The 16,379-nt window shown below is 71.3% G+C and carries 16 protein-coding genes; 8 read left to right on the top strand and 8 right to left on the bottom strand.

Annotated features, from left to right (window positions below):
- Window positions 1-86 precede the first annotated feature (86 nt).
- The 5 genes from HNQ79_RS25935 to HNQ79_RS25915 all read right to left on the bottom strand — a co-directional run bounded on the left by HNQ79_RS25935 (window position 87) and on the right by HNQ79_RS25915 (window position 3,647).
- Entirely contained in the window at window positions 87-497 is a 411-nt protein-coding gene (locus HNQ79_RS25935; RefSeq protein WP_185035144.1) for a DUF6153 family protein, read from the bottom strand.
- A 264-nt stretch (window positions 498-761) separates the two neighbouring features.
- Window positions 762-1,046, bottom strand: a complete 285-nt coding sequence (locus HNQ79_RS25930; RefSeq protein ID WP_185035142.1) for a hypothetical protein — start codon at window positions 1,044-1,046, stop codon at window positions 762-764.
- A 50-nt stretch (window positions 1,047-1,096) separates the two neighbouring features.
- The gene (locus tag HNQ79_RS25925; RefSeq protein WP_185035140.1) at window positions 1,097-1,981 is read right to left on the bottom strand and encodes a hypothetical protein; all 885 of its coding nucleotides are present in this window, start codon (window positions 1,979-1,981) and stop codon (window positions 1,097-1,099) included.
- A 193-nt stretch (window positions 1,982-2,174) separates the two neighbouring features.
- On the bottom strand, window positions 2,175-2,720 hold the full coding sequence (locus HNQ79_RS25920; protein WP_185035138.1) for a hypothetical protein: 546 nt from the start codon (window positions 2,718-2,720) through the stop codon (window positions 2,175-2,177).
- A 126-nt stretch (window positions 2,721-2,846) separates the two neighbouring features.
- Window positions 2,847-3,647, bottom strand: coding sequence for a helix-turn-helix domain-containing protein (locus HNQ79_RS25915; RefSeq protein WP_311772312.1), 801 nt, complete (start codon window positions 3,645-3,647; stop codon window positions 2,847-2,849).
- 420 nt (window positions 3,648-4,067) lie between these two features.
- Here HNQ79_RS25915 and HNQ79_RS25910 point away from each other — a divergent pair, with 420 nt between their 5' ends.
- Both HNQ79_RS25910 and HNQ79_RS25905 read left to right on the top strand, forming a co-directional pair.
- The gene (locus HNQ79_RS25910) at window positions 4,068-4,397 is read left to right on the top strand and encodes a beta/gamma crystallin domain-containing protein (RefSeq protein ID WP_185035134.1); all 330 of its coding nucleotides are present in this window, start codon (window positions 4,068-4,070) and stop codon (window positions 4,395-4,397) included.
- A gap of 149 nt (window positions 4,398-4,546) precedes the next feature.
- A complete protein-coding gene (locus HNQ79_RS25905) occupies window positions 4,547-5,002 on the top strand; it encodes a type II toxin-antitoxin system PemK/MazF family toxin (RefSeq protein ID WP_185035132.1) in 456 nt (151 codons plus the stop codon).
- A gap of 3 nt (window positions 5,003-5,005) precedes the next feature.
- On the opposite strand, the gene HNQ79_RS25900 is transcribed toward HNQ79_RS25905, so the two are convergent.
- Window positions 5,006-5,968 (bottom strand): TIGR02452 family protein, encoded by a 963-nt coding sequence (locus tag HNQ79_RS25900; RefSeq protein ID WP_185035130.1) that lies wholly within the window; start codon window positions 5,966-5,968, stop codon window positions 5,006-5,008.
- Window positions 5,969-6,218: 250 nt separating this feature from the next.
- On the opposite strand from HNQ79_RS25900, the gene egtA reads away from it, so the two are divergent.
- Genes egtA through egtD form a run of 4 tightly spaced genes read left to right on the top strand, consistent with a single transcriptional unit; the run spans window position 6,219 to window position 10,721 of the window.
- The gene (gene egtA / locus HNQ79_RS25895; RefSeq protein WP_221508166.1) at window positions 6,219-7,664 is read left to right on the top strand and encodes an ergothioneine biosynthesis glutamate--cysteine ligase EgtA; all 1,446 of its coding nucleotides are present in this window, start codon (window positions 6,219-6,221) and stop codon (window positions 7,662-7,664) included.
- Window positions 7,661-9,007, top strand: coding sequence for an ergothioneine biosynthesis protein EgtB (gene egtB / locus HNQ79_RS25890; RefSeq protein WP_185035128.1), 1,347 nt, complete (start codon window positions 7,661-7,663; stop codon window positions 9,005-9,007). Before egtA ends, egtB begins: the two co-directional genes overlap by 4 nt.
- Window positions 9,007-9,762, top strand: a complete 756-nt coding sequence (gene egtC / locus HNQ79_RS34000; protein ID WP_185035126.1) for an ergothioneine biosynthesis protein EgtC — start codon at window positions 9,007-9,009, stop codon at window positions 9,760-9,762. The genes egtB and egtC overlap by 1 nt, the downstream gene beginning before the upstream one ends.
- Window positions 9,759-10,721 carry an L-histidine N(alpha)-methyltransferase gene (egtD, locus tag HNQ79_RS33995; RefSeq protein ID WP_185035124.1) on the top strand — a complete coding sequence of 321 codons (963 nt, stop codon included), beginning with the start codon at window positions 9,759-9,761 and terminating at the stop codon, window positions 10,719-10,721. The genes egtC and egtD overlap by 4 nt, the downstream gene beginning before the upstream one ends.
- A 64-nt stretch (window positions 10,722-10,785) precedes the next feature.
- On the opposite strand, the gene HNQ79_RS25875 is transcribed toward egtD, so the two are convergent.
- The gene (locus HNQ79_RS25875; RefSeq protein WP_185035122.1) at window positions 10,786-12,078 is read right to left on the bottom strand and encodes an extracellular solute-binding protein; all 1,293 of its coding nucleotides are present in this window, start codon (window positions 12,076-12,078) and stop codon (window positions 10,786-10,788) included.
- Between the two features lie 122 nt (window positions 12,079-12,200).
- Window positions 12,201-12,701, bottom strand: a complete 501-nt coding sequence (locus HNQ79_RS25870) for a phosphatase domain-containing protein (protein WP_185035120.1) — start codon at window positions 12,699-12,701, stop codon at window positions 12,201-12,203.
- Window positions 12,702-12,807: 106 nt separating this feature from the next.
- Between HNQ79_RS25870 and HNQ79_RS25865 the strand changes: the two genes are divergently transcribed.
- On the top strand, window positions 12,808-13,905 hold the full coding sequence (locus HNQ79_RS25865) for an MsnO8 family LLM class oxidoreductase (RefSeq protein ID WP_185035119.1): 1,098 nt from the start codon (window positions 12,808-12,810) through the stop codon (window positions 13,903-13,905).
- Between the two features lie 94 nt (window positions 13,906-13,999).
- Complete coding sequence (locus HNQ79_RS25860) at window positions 14,000-16,354, top strand: ATP-binding cassette domain-containing protein (RefSeq protein WP_185035117.1); 2,355 nt, start codon at window positions 14,000-14,002, stop codon at window positions 16,352-16,354.
- Window positions 16,355-16,379: the final 25 nt, after the last annotated feature.

The following is a 16,379-nucleotide window of genomic DNA, read 5'->3' as shown; positions in this document are numbered from 1 at the left end:
GCGCCGATACGGAATGAGGATGTGCCGGGGCACGGCACCCCTCGCCGACCGAGGACGGGGCGGCCAGGGGGCCGTGCGGGCGGGTCCTATATCCGCAGGAGCTGCAGTTCGGAGAGGTCGGGCGGCGCCCGCCCGCTGTCGGGGAACCATGCCGTACTGCGGGACGGCGCCATGGGTGCGGGGACCGCATCGAGGGCGGCAGCCAGGATCGGAGGCGCATAGGCAGCGCCGATGCCTGCCGCCGCGCACGTGGCGTCCGCGTGGTCCATGTGTCCCTGTTTGCCATCCGTGTGCGAGCAGGCCCCCACCGCCTGTGGGGTGGACTCCTCGTGGACCGTCGCCATGACGTGGCCACCGGCGGCGGCCGACGCCTTCGCGGGACCGAGTCCCGGCCCCAGGCCGTGCATCGCCAGTACACCGGCCAGCACTGCCAGCACGAGCAGCACAAAGCCGCGCCCGACGGGGCGGCGGCTCGACGGCTGCATCGTGCTGGTCATACGGTCATCGTAGGTCCCGGCCACGGGTACGGATGCACTGGTTGCCCGGCAGCCTCGATCTTGGCCGCGGGATGTGGTGTGTCGCCGCGGCCGCACGGCTGTTTCACTTCGCGGACACATGCCCGGCCCACCGGGAGCCACGAACGCCCTGAGGGCCCGCCACCATCCTTGAGGACGGGGCCGGCCGGCGAGAGGAGCCATTCCGGCGCACCTGGTCCAGCCACATGACGGTCCCGCACACCCACCCCGCGGCCCTCTCCCTGCTTACCGCGCCGACGCCCAGCCGCGGATCGCGGCGACGAACTCCTCGGGTGCGTCGGACTCCGCGTAGGGGCCGGCACCTTCGACGATCACGGTGGTGCGGTCGGTGAAGATCGCTTCCCGGCGTTCGCGCTCCCGAGTGCGGAAGCCGATGTGAGCGTTGCCCCGCATGATCAGTGTCACGGCGTCCGCGTGCTCCTCGGGCAGGAAACGGTAGCCGCGCTTCGGTGTCGACAGCCCGAAACCCGGGAGACCCGGTCCGTGCGTGTTGCAGATCGTCGGGCACATCGATTGCGCCTGCGCTGAAGGACTGCGGTGCCGGAGGGTTGCATGACGGGTCACTTGCCCGCGACACGCACTTCCTTGCGGAGGTCCGCCGCGATCCTGGCGGCTTCGTCCATGGAGTATCCACCGGTGGGCTTGCTGGGAGTCACCACACCGACGGTGCTGTGGTCGGCCCAGACACATCTGACGCCGGTCCGGGTGTGCGCGGGGAGGGAGGGAGTCCTCGACTCGGCTTGCCGGCACTTCATCACGGCGCCGTCGAGACCCTCGGGTGACATGTCCTGGGGGTCGCCGATGAACGTGGTGTCCGGGCGCTTCTTCATTTCGGCCAACACAGCGTCGAGAGTCTTTCCGGGGTCCTCGACCTCACCGTAGACACCGAGGAACACCAGGCCCTCCGCTTTCGGTACGTCATGCAGTTCGGCGGAGGTCGAGTACACGTTGACGACGGATTGGGAGTCCCCTGAAATGCCGGTTCCCGCCAGGTACTTCGCCTTGGACCCGTTGAGAGGCCGCGGCTCGTCGGTCTTCTTTGTCACGCTTCTGTACGTGCCGCCCAATACCGCGGCCGGGGCTGTCAGCCGATGGGGTCCGTCATCCTTCGGCTTCGCGCCCCCGCTCCCGGTGAAGTACCAGACCCCACCGGCCATGGCGGCGAGGGCCACCACGGCGCCCGCGACGAGCCCGACCTTCTTGCCGCCACCTCCACCCGGCGGAGGCGTCGGCACCTGGCCGTGATGGGCCCACCCCCCATGGTGCCCGGGGTGCTGCGGCTGGCTGGAGCCGCCGGGCCCTCCTTGCTGTGGACCGCCGTGACCCTGCGGGGGCACGCCCTGCGGGGCCTGTGGCTGGTGACCGTAGGGGCCCGGCTGCTGCGGCTGACCCGGGCCGGGCTGCTGAGGCCGGCCGCCGTACGGGCCGGGCTGGTCGTAGCTCATCGGGTCTTCTCCTTGTGGTGCTCGTATGGCCGACCACACCGTTGGACGCAAGGAACAAGAGAAGCTCCGCTTGCTTCACATCCTTGCCGCACACGGACCGGCCGGGGCCTTTCCGGGCGGTGGGACAGGTCTACGGAGAGCTGGCCAGGGGTCGCACCGGACATCGGCGGGCCCCCGTCACCAGTGCCCCGTGTCAGGAAGCCACCCGCTCTCCCGTCGGCTCGGCCACTACTACCTGGACGTGCGACGGCGCGTACTTGCGTGCCTTGGTGAGCATCTTGTCCAGGTCGAACTTGTCGCGCTGCACGGCCACGTGCAGCGGCGCCGGCATCGCCGGATGTGCCGGCCGGACCCCCGTACCGGCCGGCACCGTCGCTCCCTGGCGCAGCCGCACACCGATGAGCACGTGCTCACCGCTTTCGGGCGTCGCCACGACGAACTGAGTGACGTCGTTCCAGGGCAGCAGTACATCGGCGACCCGTACGCCGGCTGCGTCGAACTGGAACAGGATGCGGCGTGAGTCGAACCAGGACGAGATGAACGGGATCGCCGCGACGATCACCACACCGCCCTTCATGTCGAGCGCCCACCCGAGCACAAGGGCGAGGGCCACAACGCCCAGGATCGAGCCCCACAGACCGGCCAGGTCCTGGGGCGAGAACGGACGCGTCACCTTGAACCGCTCCCACCGGCCGCGGCGTGCGGGCTGGTTGCCCGACCTCGGATTCGGCACCGACATGCGTATCCCCTTGGTGTGACTGTGCGGAACGACTGCCTACTCTCCAGGGACCTTAGAGACGGCACGGGCGGAATTGCTTGGACAAATTTGATCTCGCTGTTCGGCCGGCCGGCCGAGCAGCGCCGTTCACAGCTCGTGGGCGCCCTCCACGCGGCGTGCGGCGGCCAATCCGGCAGGAGTGATGTCGGCCAGGGCGCGGAACTCGCGGTTGAGGTGGGCCTGGTCGTAGAAGCCGCAGGTGGCCGCCAGTTGTCTGAGGTCCGTCCCTTCGCGGGACAGCAGTTCCACCGACCGGTGGAATCGCAGCACCCTCGCAGTCGCCTTGGGCGTCAACCCGACCTGATGGGTGAAGCGCCGGACCAAGTGGCCGTGACTCCAGCCGACTTCGGCGGCGATCCGGGCAACAGGGATCGTTCCCGCCGACCGCGCGAGAAGCCGCCAGGCATGCGCGACCTCGGGCGAGGGATCGGGGCCACGGTCCAGCCGGGTCAGCAACGCGGCGTCCAGCAGGTCGAAACGCTGAGTCCAGTCAGGGGTTGCCGACATCCGCTCCACCAACTCGTCCGCCCCAGGCCCGAGGACGTCCCGCAGTTCGAACACGCTGTTCGTCAACTCCCGCATGGGTACGGCGAAGAGCCGGTACGCACCGAGCGGGGTGAGTTCGAGTCGTATCGCCTCCTGGCCACCCGGGTGATCGCATACCCGCGGCCCGTCTTCGAGCCCCGCGACCAGCGACCCGACCACGCGTACGGCGGGACCCGCTTCCCTCAGCCGGAACACCTGGGCGAACGGCTCCCCGAGGTTGATCACTACCACGGCTCGTCCGCTCGGCACGAGCCGAACGCGGTATGACGTCGCCGCCGCCACCCGGTATCCGTCGTAACTGTGCACGTACGGCCGCAGCTCTCGCGGCCACGGCCGGGTCACCCGTAGCCGATCGCGAAACCGAGTCGCCACAGCTGCTGGACCGGCCGCACCTCCGTGGCCAACTCCCCCCACGCCGTGTCCCTTTCCTCCACGGGACCACTGCTCGTCGCAGCCGTCCCCCCCTACTGCCGAGGCGGGCATGATGACACGCCTGCCCGGACGACGGGTCCTGATGGGCGCGCCGGAACCCTGCCGGAACACTTCCCCCGACGGCAAGGGCTCTGGAATCGAGCTCCGGGACGCGGTCCGCGATCCGCTGACCGAACCGCACCGGCGGCTCCGCACCCGGCACGGCACCGGGCGCAGGGGCCGGGCATCCACTGTCGCCTGCAGGTGAACCGGCGAGCAGTCCGCAGCGTTCAGCAGACCGAACCGTATTGCGCGGCAACACCGCCGTATCTCGAAAGGAAGACTTTCCCCATGAAGCGCACCCTTTCCCGGCTCGGTCTCGTCCTGGCAGCGGGAGCCGTCTCGGCTCTCGTGTCCGTCTCCCCGGCCGCCGCGGCCAACCAGACGGCCTGTGGCGACCGTACGGACCTGGTCAAGGTCTGGTACAACGGCAGCCAGACCGCCTGCTTCGCCAACGCGGGCGTCATGGCCCCGGGACTCCCCAACGTTTCGCGCGTCACCTCCGGCAACAACAACATCGAGATACTCCTTGGCGATCACGTGCGGGTCATGCCCAAGTGGTCGGCCATTCGCGACGTGGAGGGTCTCAACGCGACGCTGCACATCCTGCAGATCCGCTGATCCGCTGCTTCTGTGCGGCTCCGCCGGGACATGGCCCGCCCGCTGGTCGGCCCGTGTCTCGGCAGGGCCGACCCGGGCGGCCTGCACCCTCTCCGCACGGGCGGGTCGCTGAGTTCTGCCGAGCGGCAAACCCTAGTAATCTCCCCCAAATGACGGCACTTTCAGATGACAGCACCCCCCTCCCTGGCAGCACCGGCCCGTCCGCGACCACCGAGGCCGAGCCGCACGGGATCGGCCACGTGCGCATGGAGTACGCCCCCGCGGTCGACGGCGATCCGGACCCGGGCGAGATCGTGTGGACGTGGGTGCCCTTCGAGGAGAACGACGGGCGGGGCAAGGACCGTCCGGTGCTCGTGGTGGCGCGCGAGGCGGCGGGCACGTTGCTCGCCGTGCGGTTGTCCAGCAAGCGGCACGACCACGAGCGGGAGTGGCTGCCGATCGGTTCCGGCCCCTGGGACAGCGCGGGCCGCGAGTCGTGGGTGGACCTGGACCGGGTGCTGCGGGTGCACGAGGGCGGGATGCGCCGCGAGGCGTGCGCCCTGGACCGGCCGCGGTTCGACCAGGTGGTACGGCGGTTGAGCGAGCGGTACGACTGGCAGGGCTGACCCTCAGGCCGGCCCGACGCCGGGGAGGGGCCGGTTGTCGGCGCGCGGGGGGCTCGCATGCCGGCCCGCGGCCGGGAGGGACCGGCTGTCCCGGCGCGTCGTGCGGGAGAGGCCGGCTGTCAGCCCACCGAGGGAAGGGCCGGCGGGGAAGGCCCGGCGGAACTCCCTGAGTGCCGGGCTCTCGCCCGTGCGGTCCAGTACGGCGAAGGTCACCCGGGCGAAGTGTGCGGCGAACCGTCCGCCATCGGCCAGCAGGCTGCTGAACGTCTGCGCCACCACGGCAGGTTCGTTCTGGAAAACGCCGCAGCCCCAGGCGCCGAGCACGAGCCGCTGGTAGCCGCAGACGGACGCCACTTCCAGCACCCGCTGCGCCCGACCGGCGAGCACGGCCGGGATGCGGTGCGCCTCCTGCGGCGTGTTGCGTCGGATCACGCCCGCGTTGGGCGCGGGCGAGGTGAGGAAGCCGACCCGGTACGGGGCCGGGAGCAGTTGCCCCCGGTCGTCGCGGAAGACCGGCACTCCGGGGGCGTGGATGACCCGGTCGGTGTAGAACGGGTCGCGCTCCGCCCGGTGGTGGGCGTAGAACTCCGGAACGCGCAGCAGACAGGCGTGCAGCGCCGAGGCGCGGCACAGGGCTTCCTCCTGGGCCTGTGCCCCATTGAGATAGCCGCCGCCCGGGTTGCGGGCCGAGGCGAAGACGAGGACGGCCACCGGGCCGGGGGCCTCGCGGGTCAGCCGCCGGGCCGCCTGGGTGCTGCTCTCGCCGGTCACCTCGAAGACGGTGGAACGGTCGGCTGCCGGGGCGCCGGGAACCGCGACGGGTTCCGGCCCGTACAGCCGGGTTCCGGCCAGCGCCGCTGTCAGATCTTCGGCAATGGATGTGTTTCGGCCGTCGGGACAGATGTACCGCCCGGCCGCGACAACGGCTTCCGTTTCTCGCGCGATCCCGCGCAGGCGTGCACTCACCTGGTCGATCCTCCGCGATACGGGCACGCGGGGCAACGGGATTCCGGACGCTCCCGTGGCGGCGAACTCGACCGAAAGGCACCTCTTGTGCGAGGCACGGGCAGTCGGTTGGGTGGTCTGCTGTGCCCCGGTCCGATCCGCCGGAGCGCATGGGCAACGGACGGGTGCGGGCGCCACGCACCGTGGACGCGTACGGCAGAAGCAGTCCGCGGTCTCCAGGTCTTCGACAGTTCGACGGGAGGAACAGGCCATGCCCACAGTGGAGTTCATCGAAGGCGGTCCGCCGATTACCGAGACGGAGGCGGCGGACCTGCTGCGCTGCATCTGCTTCAAGACGGGCCCACCCAAAGCGATCGGTGTGGAACTCGAATGGCTCGTCCATGACGCGAACGAGCCGCACCTGCCCCTCTCCCCCGACCGTCTCGCCGCGGCCCATGCCGCCGCCCGCGCCCTGCCACTGGAGTCGGCGCTCACCGTCGAACCGGGCGGCCAGTTGGAGCTCAGCTCACTGCCCGCCCCCTCGCTCGCCCAGTGCCTCGCCTCCGTCTCCGCCGATCTGGCCGCCGTACGCGGCGCGCTGCGCGCCCTTGGGCTGGTCCTCGCGGGGTTCGGCCAGGACCCCTGGCAGCCCCCACGACGCTTCCTGCGCGAGCCGCGTTACGAGGCGATGGAGCGCTACCTCGACCGGACGGGCCCCTCGGGCCGGGCCATGATGTGCACCTCGGCGTCGATCCAGGTGTGCGTGGACGCCGGGCACGAGGAGCCGGGGCCGCTGGGACTCGGCCGACGCTGGCTGATGGCACATCTGCTGGGCGCGGTCCTTGTCGCCGCGTTCGCCAACTCTCCCTACACAGAGGGCATCCGGACGAACCACCGCTCGCACCGGCAGAACCTCTGGGCAGGTATCGAGCGGACCCGCACACTCGCCCCGCAGCCCGGTGCCGAGCCGCGCGCCGCCTGGGCCGAGCGGGTCCTGGACGCTCCGGTGATGTGCGTGCGCGGCGAGGGGGGCGCGGAATGGGAGGTGCCGGACGGGCTGACGTTCCGGGAATGGACGCGGCGCCGGACACCGCGCGCCCCGAACCGGTCCGACCTCGCCTATCACCTCACGACCCTCTTCCCGCCGGTGCGACCGCAGGGGCACCTGGAACTGCGGATGATCGACGCGCAGCCGGGCGAGGACGGCTGGATGGTGCCGCTGGCGGTGACTGCGGCACTGTTCGACGAGCCGCAGGCGGCGGAGCTCGCCTACCGCGCAGTCAAACCCCTCGCGGAGATGGCTGGTTCGCGTGCGGCTCCGCACAATCCGCTGTGGGAGGCCGCGGCCCGGGACGGGCTGCGCGACCCGGATCTGCACGCCGCCGCCGTCACCTGCTTCGCCGCGGCTCTCGAAGCCCTGCCGCGGCTCGGGGCGCCGGAACCGGTCCGGGACGCGGTGACGGCGTACGTGGAGAGGTACGTGGCCCGGGGGCGCTGTCCCGCGGACGACCTGCTCGACGCCGGCCTTCGCCACGGGCCGAACGACGCCCCCGGCCCCGGCCCGCGCCCCGACGCCAGCTCCAGCTCCAGCTCCAGCTCCAGCTCCAGCTCCAGCTCCAGCTCCAGCTCCAGCTCCAGCTCCAGCTCCAGCCTGCCCTCCCAGCCCGCACCCTCCCCCGGCACAGTCCTCGAACCCGCGAAGGGCCCTCGTCCATGACTCACCCCTTCCAGCCCCCGGAGGTCGACTCCGAGGGGCTTCGCAAGCGCGCCGTCGAGGCGCTGACCACCGCACGGGCCCGCACCGATCTCCTCACCTCGTGCGTCGACGACGGAGAACTCATTTCGCAGCACTCCCCGTTGATGTCTCCGCTGGTGTGGGACCTGGCGCACATCGGCAACCAGGAGGAGCAGTGGCTCCTGCGGAACGTCGCCGGGCGGCAGGCGATGCGCCCGGAGATCGACTCCGTGTACGACGCCTTCGAGCACCCGCGCGCCGAGCGCCCGACGCTGCCGCTGCTCGCGCCGGCCGAGGCCCGTTCCTATGCCGCCGACGTGCGCGGCCGGGCCCTGGACGTCCTGGAGCACAGTGCACTGGACGGCGGCGGGCCGCTCATGGGTGCCGCGTTCGCCTTCGGGATGATTGCGCAGCACGAACAGCAGCACGACGAAACAATGCTGATCACCCATCAACTGCGGCGCGGTCCGGCGGCACTGCATGCTCCCCCGCCTCCGTCCGTTCCCGCCCACGCGGTCCCGAGCGCTGCGGAAGTCCTGGTTCCCGGCGGGCCTTTCACCATGGGGACGTCCGTGGAGCCCTGGGCCCTGGACAACGAGCGCCCCGCGCACGCCACCTTCGTTCCGCCGTTCCTGCTCGACACGGCGCCGGTGAGCAATGCGGCCTATCTGCGCTTCATCGAGGACGGTGGCTACCGTGAGCCCCGTTGGTGGGCGGCACCGGGCTGGGATTTGGTGCGCACCCACGGTCTGAACGCACCGTTGTTCTGGCGCCACGAGGGCGGACAGTGGGTGCGGCGGCACTTCGGGGTGACGGAGCCCGTACCGCTCGACGAGCCCGTTCTGCACGTGAGTTGGTACGAGGCGGACGCGTACGCGCGGTGGGCGGGACGGCGGCTTCCTTCGGAGGCGGAGTGGGAGAAGGCGGCTCGCTTCGATCCGGTGTCGGGGCGCTCGATGCGCTATCCGTGGGGCGACGCCGATCCGACTCCGGAGCGCGCCAATCTGGGCCAGCGGCACCTGCGTCCGGCTCCCGTAGGGGCCTACCCGGGCGGTGAATCCCCCCTCGGTGTGCGGCAGTTGGTGGGGGATGTGTGGGAGTGGACGTCGAGCGACTTCCTGCCGTATCCGGGGTTCGCCCCGTTCCCGTACCGCGAGTACTCGGCGGTCTTCTTCGGCCCCGCGCACAAGGTACTGCGCGGTGGTTCCTTCGCGGTGGACGCGGTGGCGTGCCGGGGCACCTTCCGCAACTGGGACCTGCCGGTACGCAGGCAGATCTTCGCCGGTTTCCGCACGGCCCGTGACTTGACGGAGGGGGATCTCTGATGTGTCGGCATCTTGTTTTTCTGGGGGACGAGTCGGCGATCGGCGAGGTGGTGGTCGACCCTGCCCACGGGCTGTACCGGCAGGCATGGGAGCCCCGGATGCAGAAGCACGGGACGGTCAACGCGGACGGTTTCGGCGTCGGCTGGTACGCCGACGGCGACCCCGCACCCGCCCGGTACCGGCGTACGGGACCCATGTGGGCGGACGCGAACTTCGCCGACCTGGCGCGTGTCGTCCGTACCGGGGCGCTCCTCGCGGCGGTGCGCGACGCGACCGAGGCCGGTGCGGACGGCGAAGCGGCAGCGGCCCCGTTCAGCTGGGGCCCCTACCTGTTCAGCCACAACGGCGCACTCGGCAACTGGCCCGGGTCCGTGGCACAGCTGGCCTCCGGACTGCCTCCCGCCGAGCTGCTGGCCCTGGAGGCGCGCTGCGACTCCGCACTGGTGTGGGCGCTGCTGCTGCACCGGCTGCGGAACGGCGAGGGGACGGGCCGGGCGCTCACCGAAACCGTGCGGGAGGTCGCTGCCGCAGCGCCCGCCTCCCGGCTGAACCTGCTGCTCACCGACGGCCGCACGGTCACGGCGTCCGCCTGGGGCGACACCCTCTGGTACCTGCTCGAACCGGGCCGGCGCACCGTGGTCGCCTCCGAGCCGTACGACGACGACCCGCTCTGGACCGAGGTACCCGACCGCTGTCTGCTCGTCGCCACCCGCACCGATGTCCTGCTGACCCCGTTCGAGGAGCCGACCACGTGAGCCCTCTCCGCCTCACCCGCACCCTGCCCGCCGACGCGACCGGCGCCGACCTGCGCGCCGACGTCCGCCAGGGGCTCGGCCACAGCCCCAAGACGCTCCCGCCGAAGTGGTTCTACGACGCCCGGGGCAGCGCGCTGTTCGAGGAGATCACCCGCCTGCCCGAGTACTACCCGACGCGTGCGGAGCGCGAGATCCTGCGGGACCGCGCCGCGGAGATCGCCGCAGCGTGCGGTGCGCGGACGCTCGTCGAGCTGGGTTCGGGTTCCTCGGAGAAGACCCGCTTCCTCCTCGACGCCCTCCCCAGCCTGCACAGCTATCTTCCGGTGGACGTCAGCGAGAGCGCCCTGACGCTCGCCGCCGAAGCGCTGCTCGCCGAGCGACCCGCCCTGTCCGTGCACGCGCTGATCGCCGACTTCACGCGGGGGCTCGTCCTGCCGGACACGCCGGGACCACGGCTGGTGGCATTCCTCGGCGGGACGCTGGGCAATCTGCTGCCCGGTGAGCGGGACGTGTTCCTCAAATCCGTACGGTCGCTGCTCCGTGCGGGCGACAGCCTGCTGCTGGGCACGGACCTGGTGAAGGACGAGGCCACGCTGGTCGCCGCGTACGACGACGCGGCGGGGGTGACCGCCGCCTTCAACAAGAACGTGCTGAATGTCCTCAACCGTGAACTGGACGCGGACTTCGATCCGGACGACTTCACCCATGTCGCCCGCTGGGACGGCGAGCACGAGTGGATCGAGATGCGGCTGCGGGCCCGCTCCGGGCTGACCGTGAAAGTGCGGGAACTGGACCTGGCGGTGACCTTCGAGCAGGGCGAGGAACTGCGGACCGAGGTGTCCGCGAAGTTCCGCAAGGAAGGGATACGCGGCGAACTGGGCGTAGCGGGACTGGAGTTGAGTCGCTGGTGGACCGACCGTGCGGGGCGCTTCGCGCTGTCGCTGGCCACCCCGGTGTAATCGACGGGGCACGGTCCTGCGAGACATACCCTGCGCAGGGCCCGCCGTGCCCCGGATGCGCGTCCTACTCCTCCTCGAACCGTTGCAGGGTCAGCGTGATGCGGTCCGACGCCCGTTTCGCGGCGTCCTTCGGGTCGGCTCCACCCAGTACCTGCGACATGTACGTCTTGATGGGGTTGTTCGCCTCGACGTCCCCCCATTTGGGTGACGCCGGGGTGGCCCTGCCCTGGAGCGCCCCCCGCGACATCGCGGCGACGCCCTCCTCGTCCGCCACCTCGGAGATCAGGCTGCCCTTGTTGGGCACGTAGCTCATGGTGCGGGCCAGATCGACCTGCCACTTCTTGTCGGTGAGGGCCTGCACCACCTCGACCGCGGCCTGCCGCTGGCCCGTCCTCTCGGGGATCACCAGGTCGGAGCCGCCGGTGAAGACCGCACCGGGCTTGTCGGCGGACTTGCCCGGGACGGGAAAGAAGCCGAGCTTGCCGCGCAGCGCGGGATTCTTCTCCTCGATGATCTTCGCGGCTCCGGGCGTGGCGACGATCTGCGCGACGTTCCCCTGCGCGAAGACGCCCGCCTGCGGGGGTTTCTCCTCGTCCGCGTCCCGCGGGCCGCCTCCGAGCGCCTGCAGCTCCTTGTAGAAACTCATGCCGCGCAGCGCCGCCTCGGAGTGCAGGACGCCCGTCCACCGCCCACCGGCGTCGACGGCGAGCTCGCCGCCCTCCTCCCAGATGAAGCCCGCGAGGGTGTACCAGTCCTGGCCCGCCAGATAGATGCCCTGCCTGCCGCCGGTGTTGAGCTTCTCCGTGGCGGTCAGCCACTCCTCGCGGTCGCGCGGCTCCCGCACCCCGGCCTGCTGGAAGAGGTCCTTGCGGTAGACAACGACGCGATTGGCGGCGTACCAGGGAATGCCGAACTGGGCGTGGTTGATCTTTCCCGGCTCGGCGAGTCCCGGCAGCCAGTCCTCACTGCCGAAATCGCGCAGGGACTCCAGGGTGAGGTTCTCCAGACCGCCGTGGTCGGCGTAGTGGGCCACCTGCGTGTTGCCCACCTCGATGACGTCCGGCGGGTCGTCGCCCCTCAGCGCCTTCTTGATCTGGGAACCTATGCCGTCCCACGACTTGATCTGTATGTCCAGCTTCGTACGGACGTGTTCCTTCTCGTACGCCTCCGTGAACCTCTTGAGGAAGTCGCCGGACGCGCTGTCCTTCATCAGCCAGACGGTCACAGTCCTCGTCCCCTCGTCCGAGGACGCCGGCAGCAGGCCGCAGCCGGCCAGCAGGACGCCGGACATGACGAGGGCCGCGGAGGCGGACAGGAGGCGCTTCTTCGCACAGTTCACGGGTCTAGAAATTGGCATGTACCAATGGGCGGGTCAAGGGTTTGGTCTGCACATCTCGAACACATCTCGAACCGCGAACAACCACGAGTGTGGTGCCATGACGGGGCAACCTCTCCCGCACCGGGATCAACCGGCGTCCCTCAGGTGAGACCCTCCCGTTCCTGGGCGTTCTTCAGCGCCTCGGAGGGGGTCGTCCAGCCGGCTCGTACGACAGCGAATCCCGCCCGCTCGGCCGCCTCGCACACCAGGGCGTCGTCGTCCACCAGCACCCGGATCTCCCGGTCGCGCGCCAGACCTCGCAGGATCTCCAGCTTCGTCACTCGGGCGGGGCGGCGGTCGTTGTCCCGCCGCATCCACACGCGTCCTTCCGGCAGCCCCTGGGCGGACAGCCACCCGAGGGTGTCGGGGCGGCACTTCTCGGGGCGCCCGGTGAGGTAGACGACCTCGCAGTCCTGGGCCCGGCGCAGGGCGAGTGCGACCCCTTCGGCCAGGGGCGGGTCCTGCGTCGCCGCGGCGAAGAAGGCGTTCCAGTCGCGCGGACGGCGTTCCAGGAAGTGCTGCCGGTGGGCGCTGTCGGCGAGGGTCCCGTCGAGGTCGAAGACGGCGAGGGGCCGGGGAGCGGGGCTGCGGCGGTCGGTCATGATCACAGCGTAAGGAGGGTCCGGGTCGCGGCGCACGGAGCGGACCGGAGCGCCGCGTACGGAGGCGGTCCGGGAATCCTGTCGGCGCGAAGGTGTTGAACCCTGTGTGAACACAGTGATCGCGCAGACGAAGTTCTCCGTCCTCGACCGTTCCCGCACCCGCGAGGGGTACGACGGGCCGCAGGCGCTGCGCGACTCGGTGCGCCTGGCCCAGCAGCTCGAAGCGCTCGGCTACCACCGTTTCTGGGTCTCCGAGCACCACAGTGTGCCCGGCGTCGCCGGTTCCGCGCCGACGGTACTGGCCGCCGCGGTGGCCGCCGCGACCTCCGCGATCCGCGTCGGCACGGGCGGGGTGATGCTGCCCAACCACCAGCCCCTTGTCGTGGCCGAGCAGTTCGGGGTGCTGGAGGCACTGTTCCCGGGGCGGATCGACATGGGTCTCGGCCGGTCCGTGGGCTTCACCGACGGTGTACGCAGGGCCCTGGGCCGGGACAAGGACGACGCCGACCGGTTCGCGGAACAACTGGACGAACTGCTGGGCTGGTTCACCGGCGGCGCTCCGGTGCACGCGTACCCGGCGGAAGGGCTGCGGGTGCCGCCGTTCGTGCTGGCCACCGGGGAGGGCGCCGCGATCGCCGCGGCGGCGGGCCTGCCCGTCGTCGTCGGGGACCTCCGGGGCCGCGCGAAGCTGCTGGCGGCCGTGGAACGCTACCGGGCGGACTTCCGGCCGTCGGCCTGGGCGGCCGAACCGTACGTGGTGATCGCCGGGACGGTCGCCGTCGCGGACACCGAGGAGGCGGCCCGTCGGCTCCTGGTGCCGGAGGCGTGGTCCATGGCGTACTCGCGCACGCACGGCACTTTCCCGCCGTTGCTGCCCGCCGAGCACGTGGAGCGGCTGGCCCGTACGGACCGCGCGTCGGGCGGTATGACCGAGAGGGAGCGCGGTTTCTACGAGAGCGGACTGCAGGGACACCTGTACGGCACGGAGGAGCAGGTGGCCGCCGGGCTGGAGGAGATACTCGCGGGGAGCGGCGCGGACGAGGTGCTGGTCACCACCAGTACCTACGACCGGGAGGGCCTGCTGGACTCGTACCGTCGGCTGGCGGCATTGGCGGGACGGCCGACGGCGCAGACAGCCCTGGTGGGGCGGGAGGGTACGGCGGGTCACCCGGCCGAGCCGGGGCAGAAGCGGACGGAAGCCTAGAATCGAACTGTTTGCCCGCACCTCCCGCACTGAATATTCGCCCAGAATCACCGGGCCCCCTTCGGTCCGCCCCGCCCCGCGTACGGAGTTCCCCATGCACAGCCCGCACGATCCGTACGTCCGCGTCCGAGGCGCCCGCGAGCACAACCTGCGCGACGTCGACGTCGACGTGCCGCGCGACTCGCTCGTCGTCTTCACCGGGGTCTCCGGATCCGGCAAGTCCTCGCTCGCCTTCGGGACGATCTACGCGGAGGCCCAGCGCCGCTACTTCGAATCCGTCGCTCCGTACGCCCGCCGGCTGATCCACCAGGCCGGTGCGCCGCGCGTCGCAGAGATCACCGGGCTGCCGCCCGCCGTGTCCCTGGAGCAGCGCAGGTCGGCGCCCTCCGCACGGTCCTCGGTCGGCACCGTCACCACCCTGTCCAATTCGCTGCGGATGCTCCTCTCCCGCGCCGGGACCTATCCGGTGGGTGCCGAGCGCCTCGATTCGGACGCGTTCTCGCCGAACACGGCGGCCGGAGCGTGCCCCGCCTGTCATGGCCTGGGCCGCGTGCACGACACCGATGAAGCGCTGCTCGTGCCGGATCCCGCACTGTCGATCCGCGAGGGTGCGATCGCCGCGTGGCCGGGCGCATGGCAGGGCAAGAACCTCCGGGACGTACTGGACGCCCTGGGGTACGACGTGGACCGCCCGTGGCGGGACCTCCCGCAGGCGGAGCGCGACTGGATCCTGTTCACCGACGAGCAGCCGGTCGTCACCGTGCACCCGGTGCGCGAGGCGGGGCGCATCCAGCGCCCGTACCAGGGCACGTACACGAGCGCCCGGCGGTACGTCCTGCACACCTTCGCCGACACCCGGAGCCAGTCGCTGCGCGCCAGGGCTGAGCGCTTCCTGACCAGCTCGCCGTGCCCGGCGTGCGGCGGCAGCAGGCTCCGTCCGGAAGCTCTCGCGGTCACGTTCACGGGCCGCACGATCGCGGACCTGGCCGCGCTCCCTCTCGCCGAGCTGGCGCAGACGCTGGAGAGCGGTGCCGGTGCGAACGAGACGGCGCGGGTCCTCACCGACGATCTGCGCGCCCGTATCGCCGTCGTCACCGAACTCGGTCTCGGCTACCTCTCCCTGGACCGCACGACTCCCACACTCTCCAACGGAGAGCTGCAACGCCTCCGCCTGGCAACGCAGTTGCGGTCCGGCCTCTTCGGCGTCGTGTACGTCCTGGACGAACCGTCGGCGGGCCTGCACCCCGCGGACGCCGAGGCTCTCCTCGTCGTGCTGGACCGGCTGAAGGCGGCGGGCAATTCGGTCTTCGTCGTGGAACACCACCTCGATGTCGTACGCCGGGCCGACTGGCTGGTGGACGTCGGACCGGCGGCGGGCGTCCACGGCGGACGGGTGCTGCACAGCGGGCCGCCCGCCGGCCTCGCAGAGGTGGCGGAGTCGGCGACCCGCCCCTACCTCTTCGACCGGCGGCCCGTGCCGACGCGTGCGGTGCGCGGGGCGTCGGGGTGGCTGAAGCTGGGCCCGGTCACCCGGCACAACCTCGCGGCGCTGGAGGCGGAGCTGCCGCTGGGCGTGTTCACGGCGGTCACCGGGGTGTCGGGGTCCGGGAAATCCACGCTCGTCGGCGCGATCACCGAGGAGGAACCCGGCGTCGGGCGGCTGGTGACGGTCGATCAGAAGCCGATCGGCCGCACCCCCCGTTCCAACCTGGCCACGTACACGGGCCTCTTCGACGTCGTGCGCAAGCTGTTCGCGGCGACGGACGAGGCGAAGGCGCGCGGCTACCAGGCGGGCAGGTTCTCCTTCAACGTGACCGGCGGGCGGTGCGAGACCTGCCAGGGCGAGGGCTTCGTCTCGGTCGAGCTGCTCTTCCTGCCCAGCACGTACGCGCCGTGCCCGCAGTGCCACGGCGCCCGCTACCGCCCCGAGACCCTCCAGGTCACCCACCGCGGCCTGAACATCGCCGAAGTGCTGGATCTGACCGTGGAGGCGGCGGCCGGGTTCTTCACGGACGCCCCGGCCGCCCTGCGGAGTCTGCGCGCCCTGCTGGACGTGGGGCTCGGCTATCTGCGCCTCGGCCAGCCTGCCACGGAGCTGTCGGGCGGCGAGGCCCAGCGCATCAAGCTGGCGACCGAGTTGCAGCGGGCGACGACCCGGCGCGGCAACACCCTCTACGTGCTCGACGAGCCGACGACCGGGCTGCATCCGGCCGATGTGGAGGTCCTGATGCGGCAGTTGCAGCGCCTGGTCGACGCGGGCAACTCGGTGGTCGTCGTCGAGCACGACATGGCCGTCGTGGCAGAGGCCGACTGGGTCCTCGATCTGGGTCCGGGCGGCGGCGCCGAGGGCGGCCGGGTCGTGGCGGCGGGCCCGCCGCGCGACGTGGCGGCGGACCCGCGGAGCCGGACCGCCCCTTATCTGGCTCGGGAGTTCGCGGGCGAGGCGTGACACCCTGGCCGGTGGTCCGCATCTT

It is taken from the genome of Streptomyces candidus, from assembly GCF_014207445.1.
Taxonomy (GTDB): Bacteria; Actinomycetota; Actinomycetes; order Streptomycetales; family Streptomycetaceae; genus Streptomyces; species Streptomyces candidus.
The sequence above is the reverse complement of the archived record's forward strand: the minus strand, read 5'-3'. Positions and strand labels throughout refer to the sequence as shown.

Excerpts from the sequence above, each read along its gene's own strand:
- HNQ79_RS25935 (WP_185035144.1), bottom strand. The coding sequence starts at position 497 with ATGACCAGCACGATGCAGCCGTCGAGCCGCCGCCCCGTCGGGCGCGGC.
- HNQ79_RS25930 (WP_185035142.1), bottom strand. The coding sequence starts at position 1,046 with ATGTGCCCGACGATCTGCAACACGCACGGACCGGGTCTCCCGGGTTTC.
- HNQ79_RS25925 (WP_185035140.1), bottom strand. The coding sequence starts at position 1,981 with ATGAGCTACGACCAGCCCGGCCCGTACGGCGGCCGGCCTCAGCAGCCC.
- HNQ79_RS25920 (WP_185035138.1), bottom strand. The coding sequence starts at position 2,720 with ATGTCGGTGCCGAATCCGAGGTCGGGCAACCAGCCCGCACGCCGCGGC.
- HNQ79_RS25910 (WP_185035134.1), top strand. The coding sequence starts at position 4,068 with ATGAAGCGCACCCTTTCCCGGCTCGGTCTCGTCCTGGCAGCGGGAGCC.
- HNQ79_RS25905 (WP_185035132.1), top strand. The coding sequence starts at position 4,547 with ATGACGGCACTTTCAGATGACAGCACCCCCCTCCCTGGCAGCACCGGC.
- egtA (WP_221508166.1), top strand. The coding sequence starts at position 6,219 with ATGCCCACAGTGGAGTTCATCGAAGGCGGTCCGCCGATTACCGAGACG.
- egtB (WP_185035128.1), top strand. The coding sequence starts at position 7,661 with ATGACTCACCCCTTCCAGCCCCCGGAGGTCGACTCCGAGGGGCTTCGC.
- egtC (WP_185035126.1), top strand. The coding sequence starts at position 9,007 with ATGTGTCGGCATCTTGTTTTTCTGGGGGACGAGTCGGCGATCGGCGAG.
- HNQ79_RS25875 (WP_185035122.1), bottom strand. The coding sequence starts at position 12,078 with ATGCCAATTTCTAGACCCGTGAACTGTGCGAAGAAGCGCCTCCTGTCC.
- HNQ79_RS25870 (WP_185035120.1), bottom strand. The coding sequence starts at position 12,701 with ATGACCGACCGCCGCAGCCCCGCTCCCCGGCCCCTCGCCGTCTTCGAC.
- HNQ79_RS25860 (WP_185035117.1), top strand. The coding sequence starts at position 14,000 with ATGCACAGCCCGCACGATCCGTACGTCCGCGTCCGAGGCGCCCGCGAG.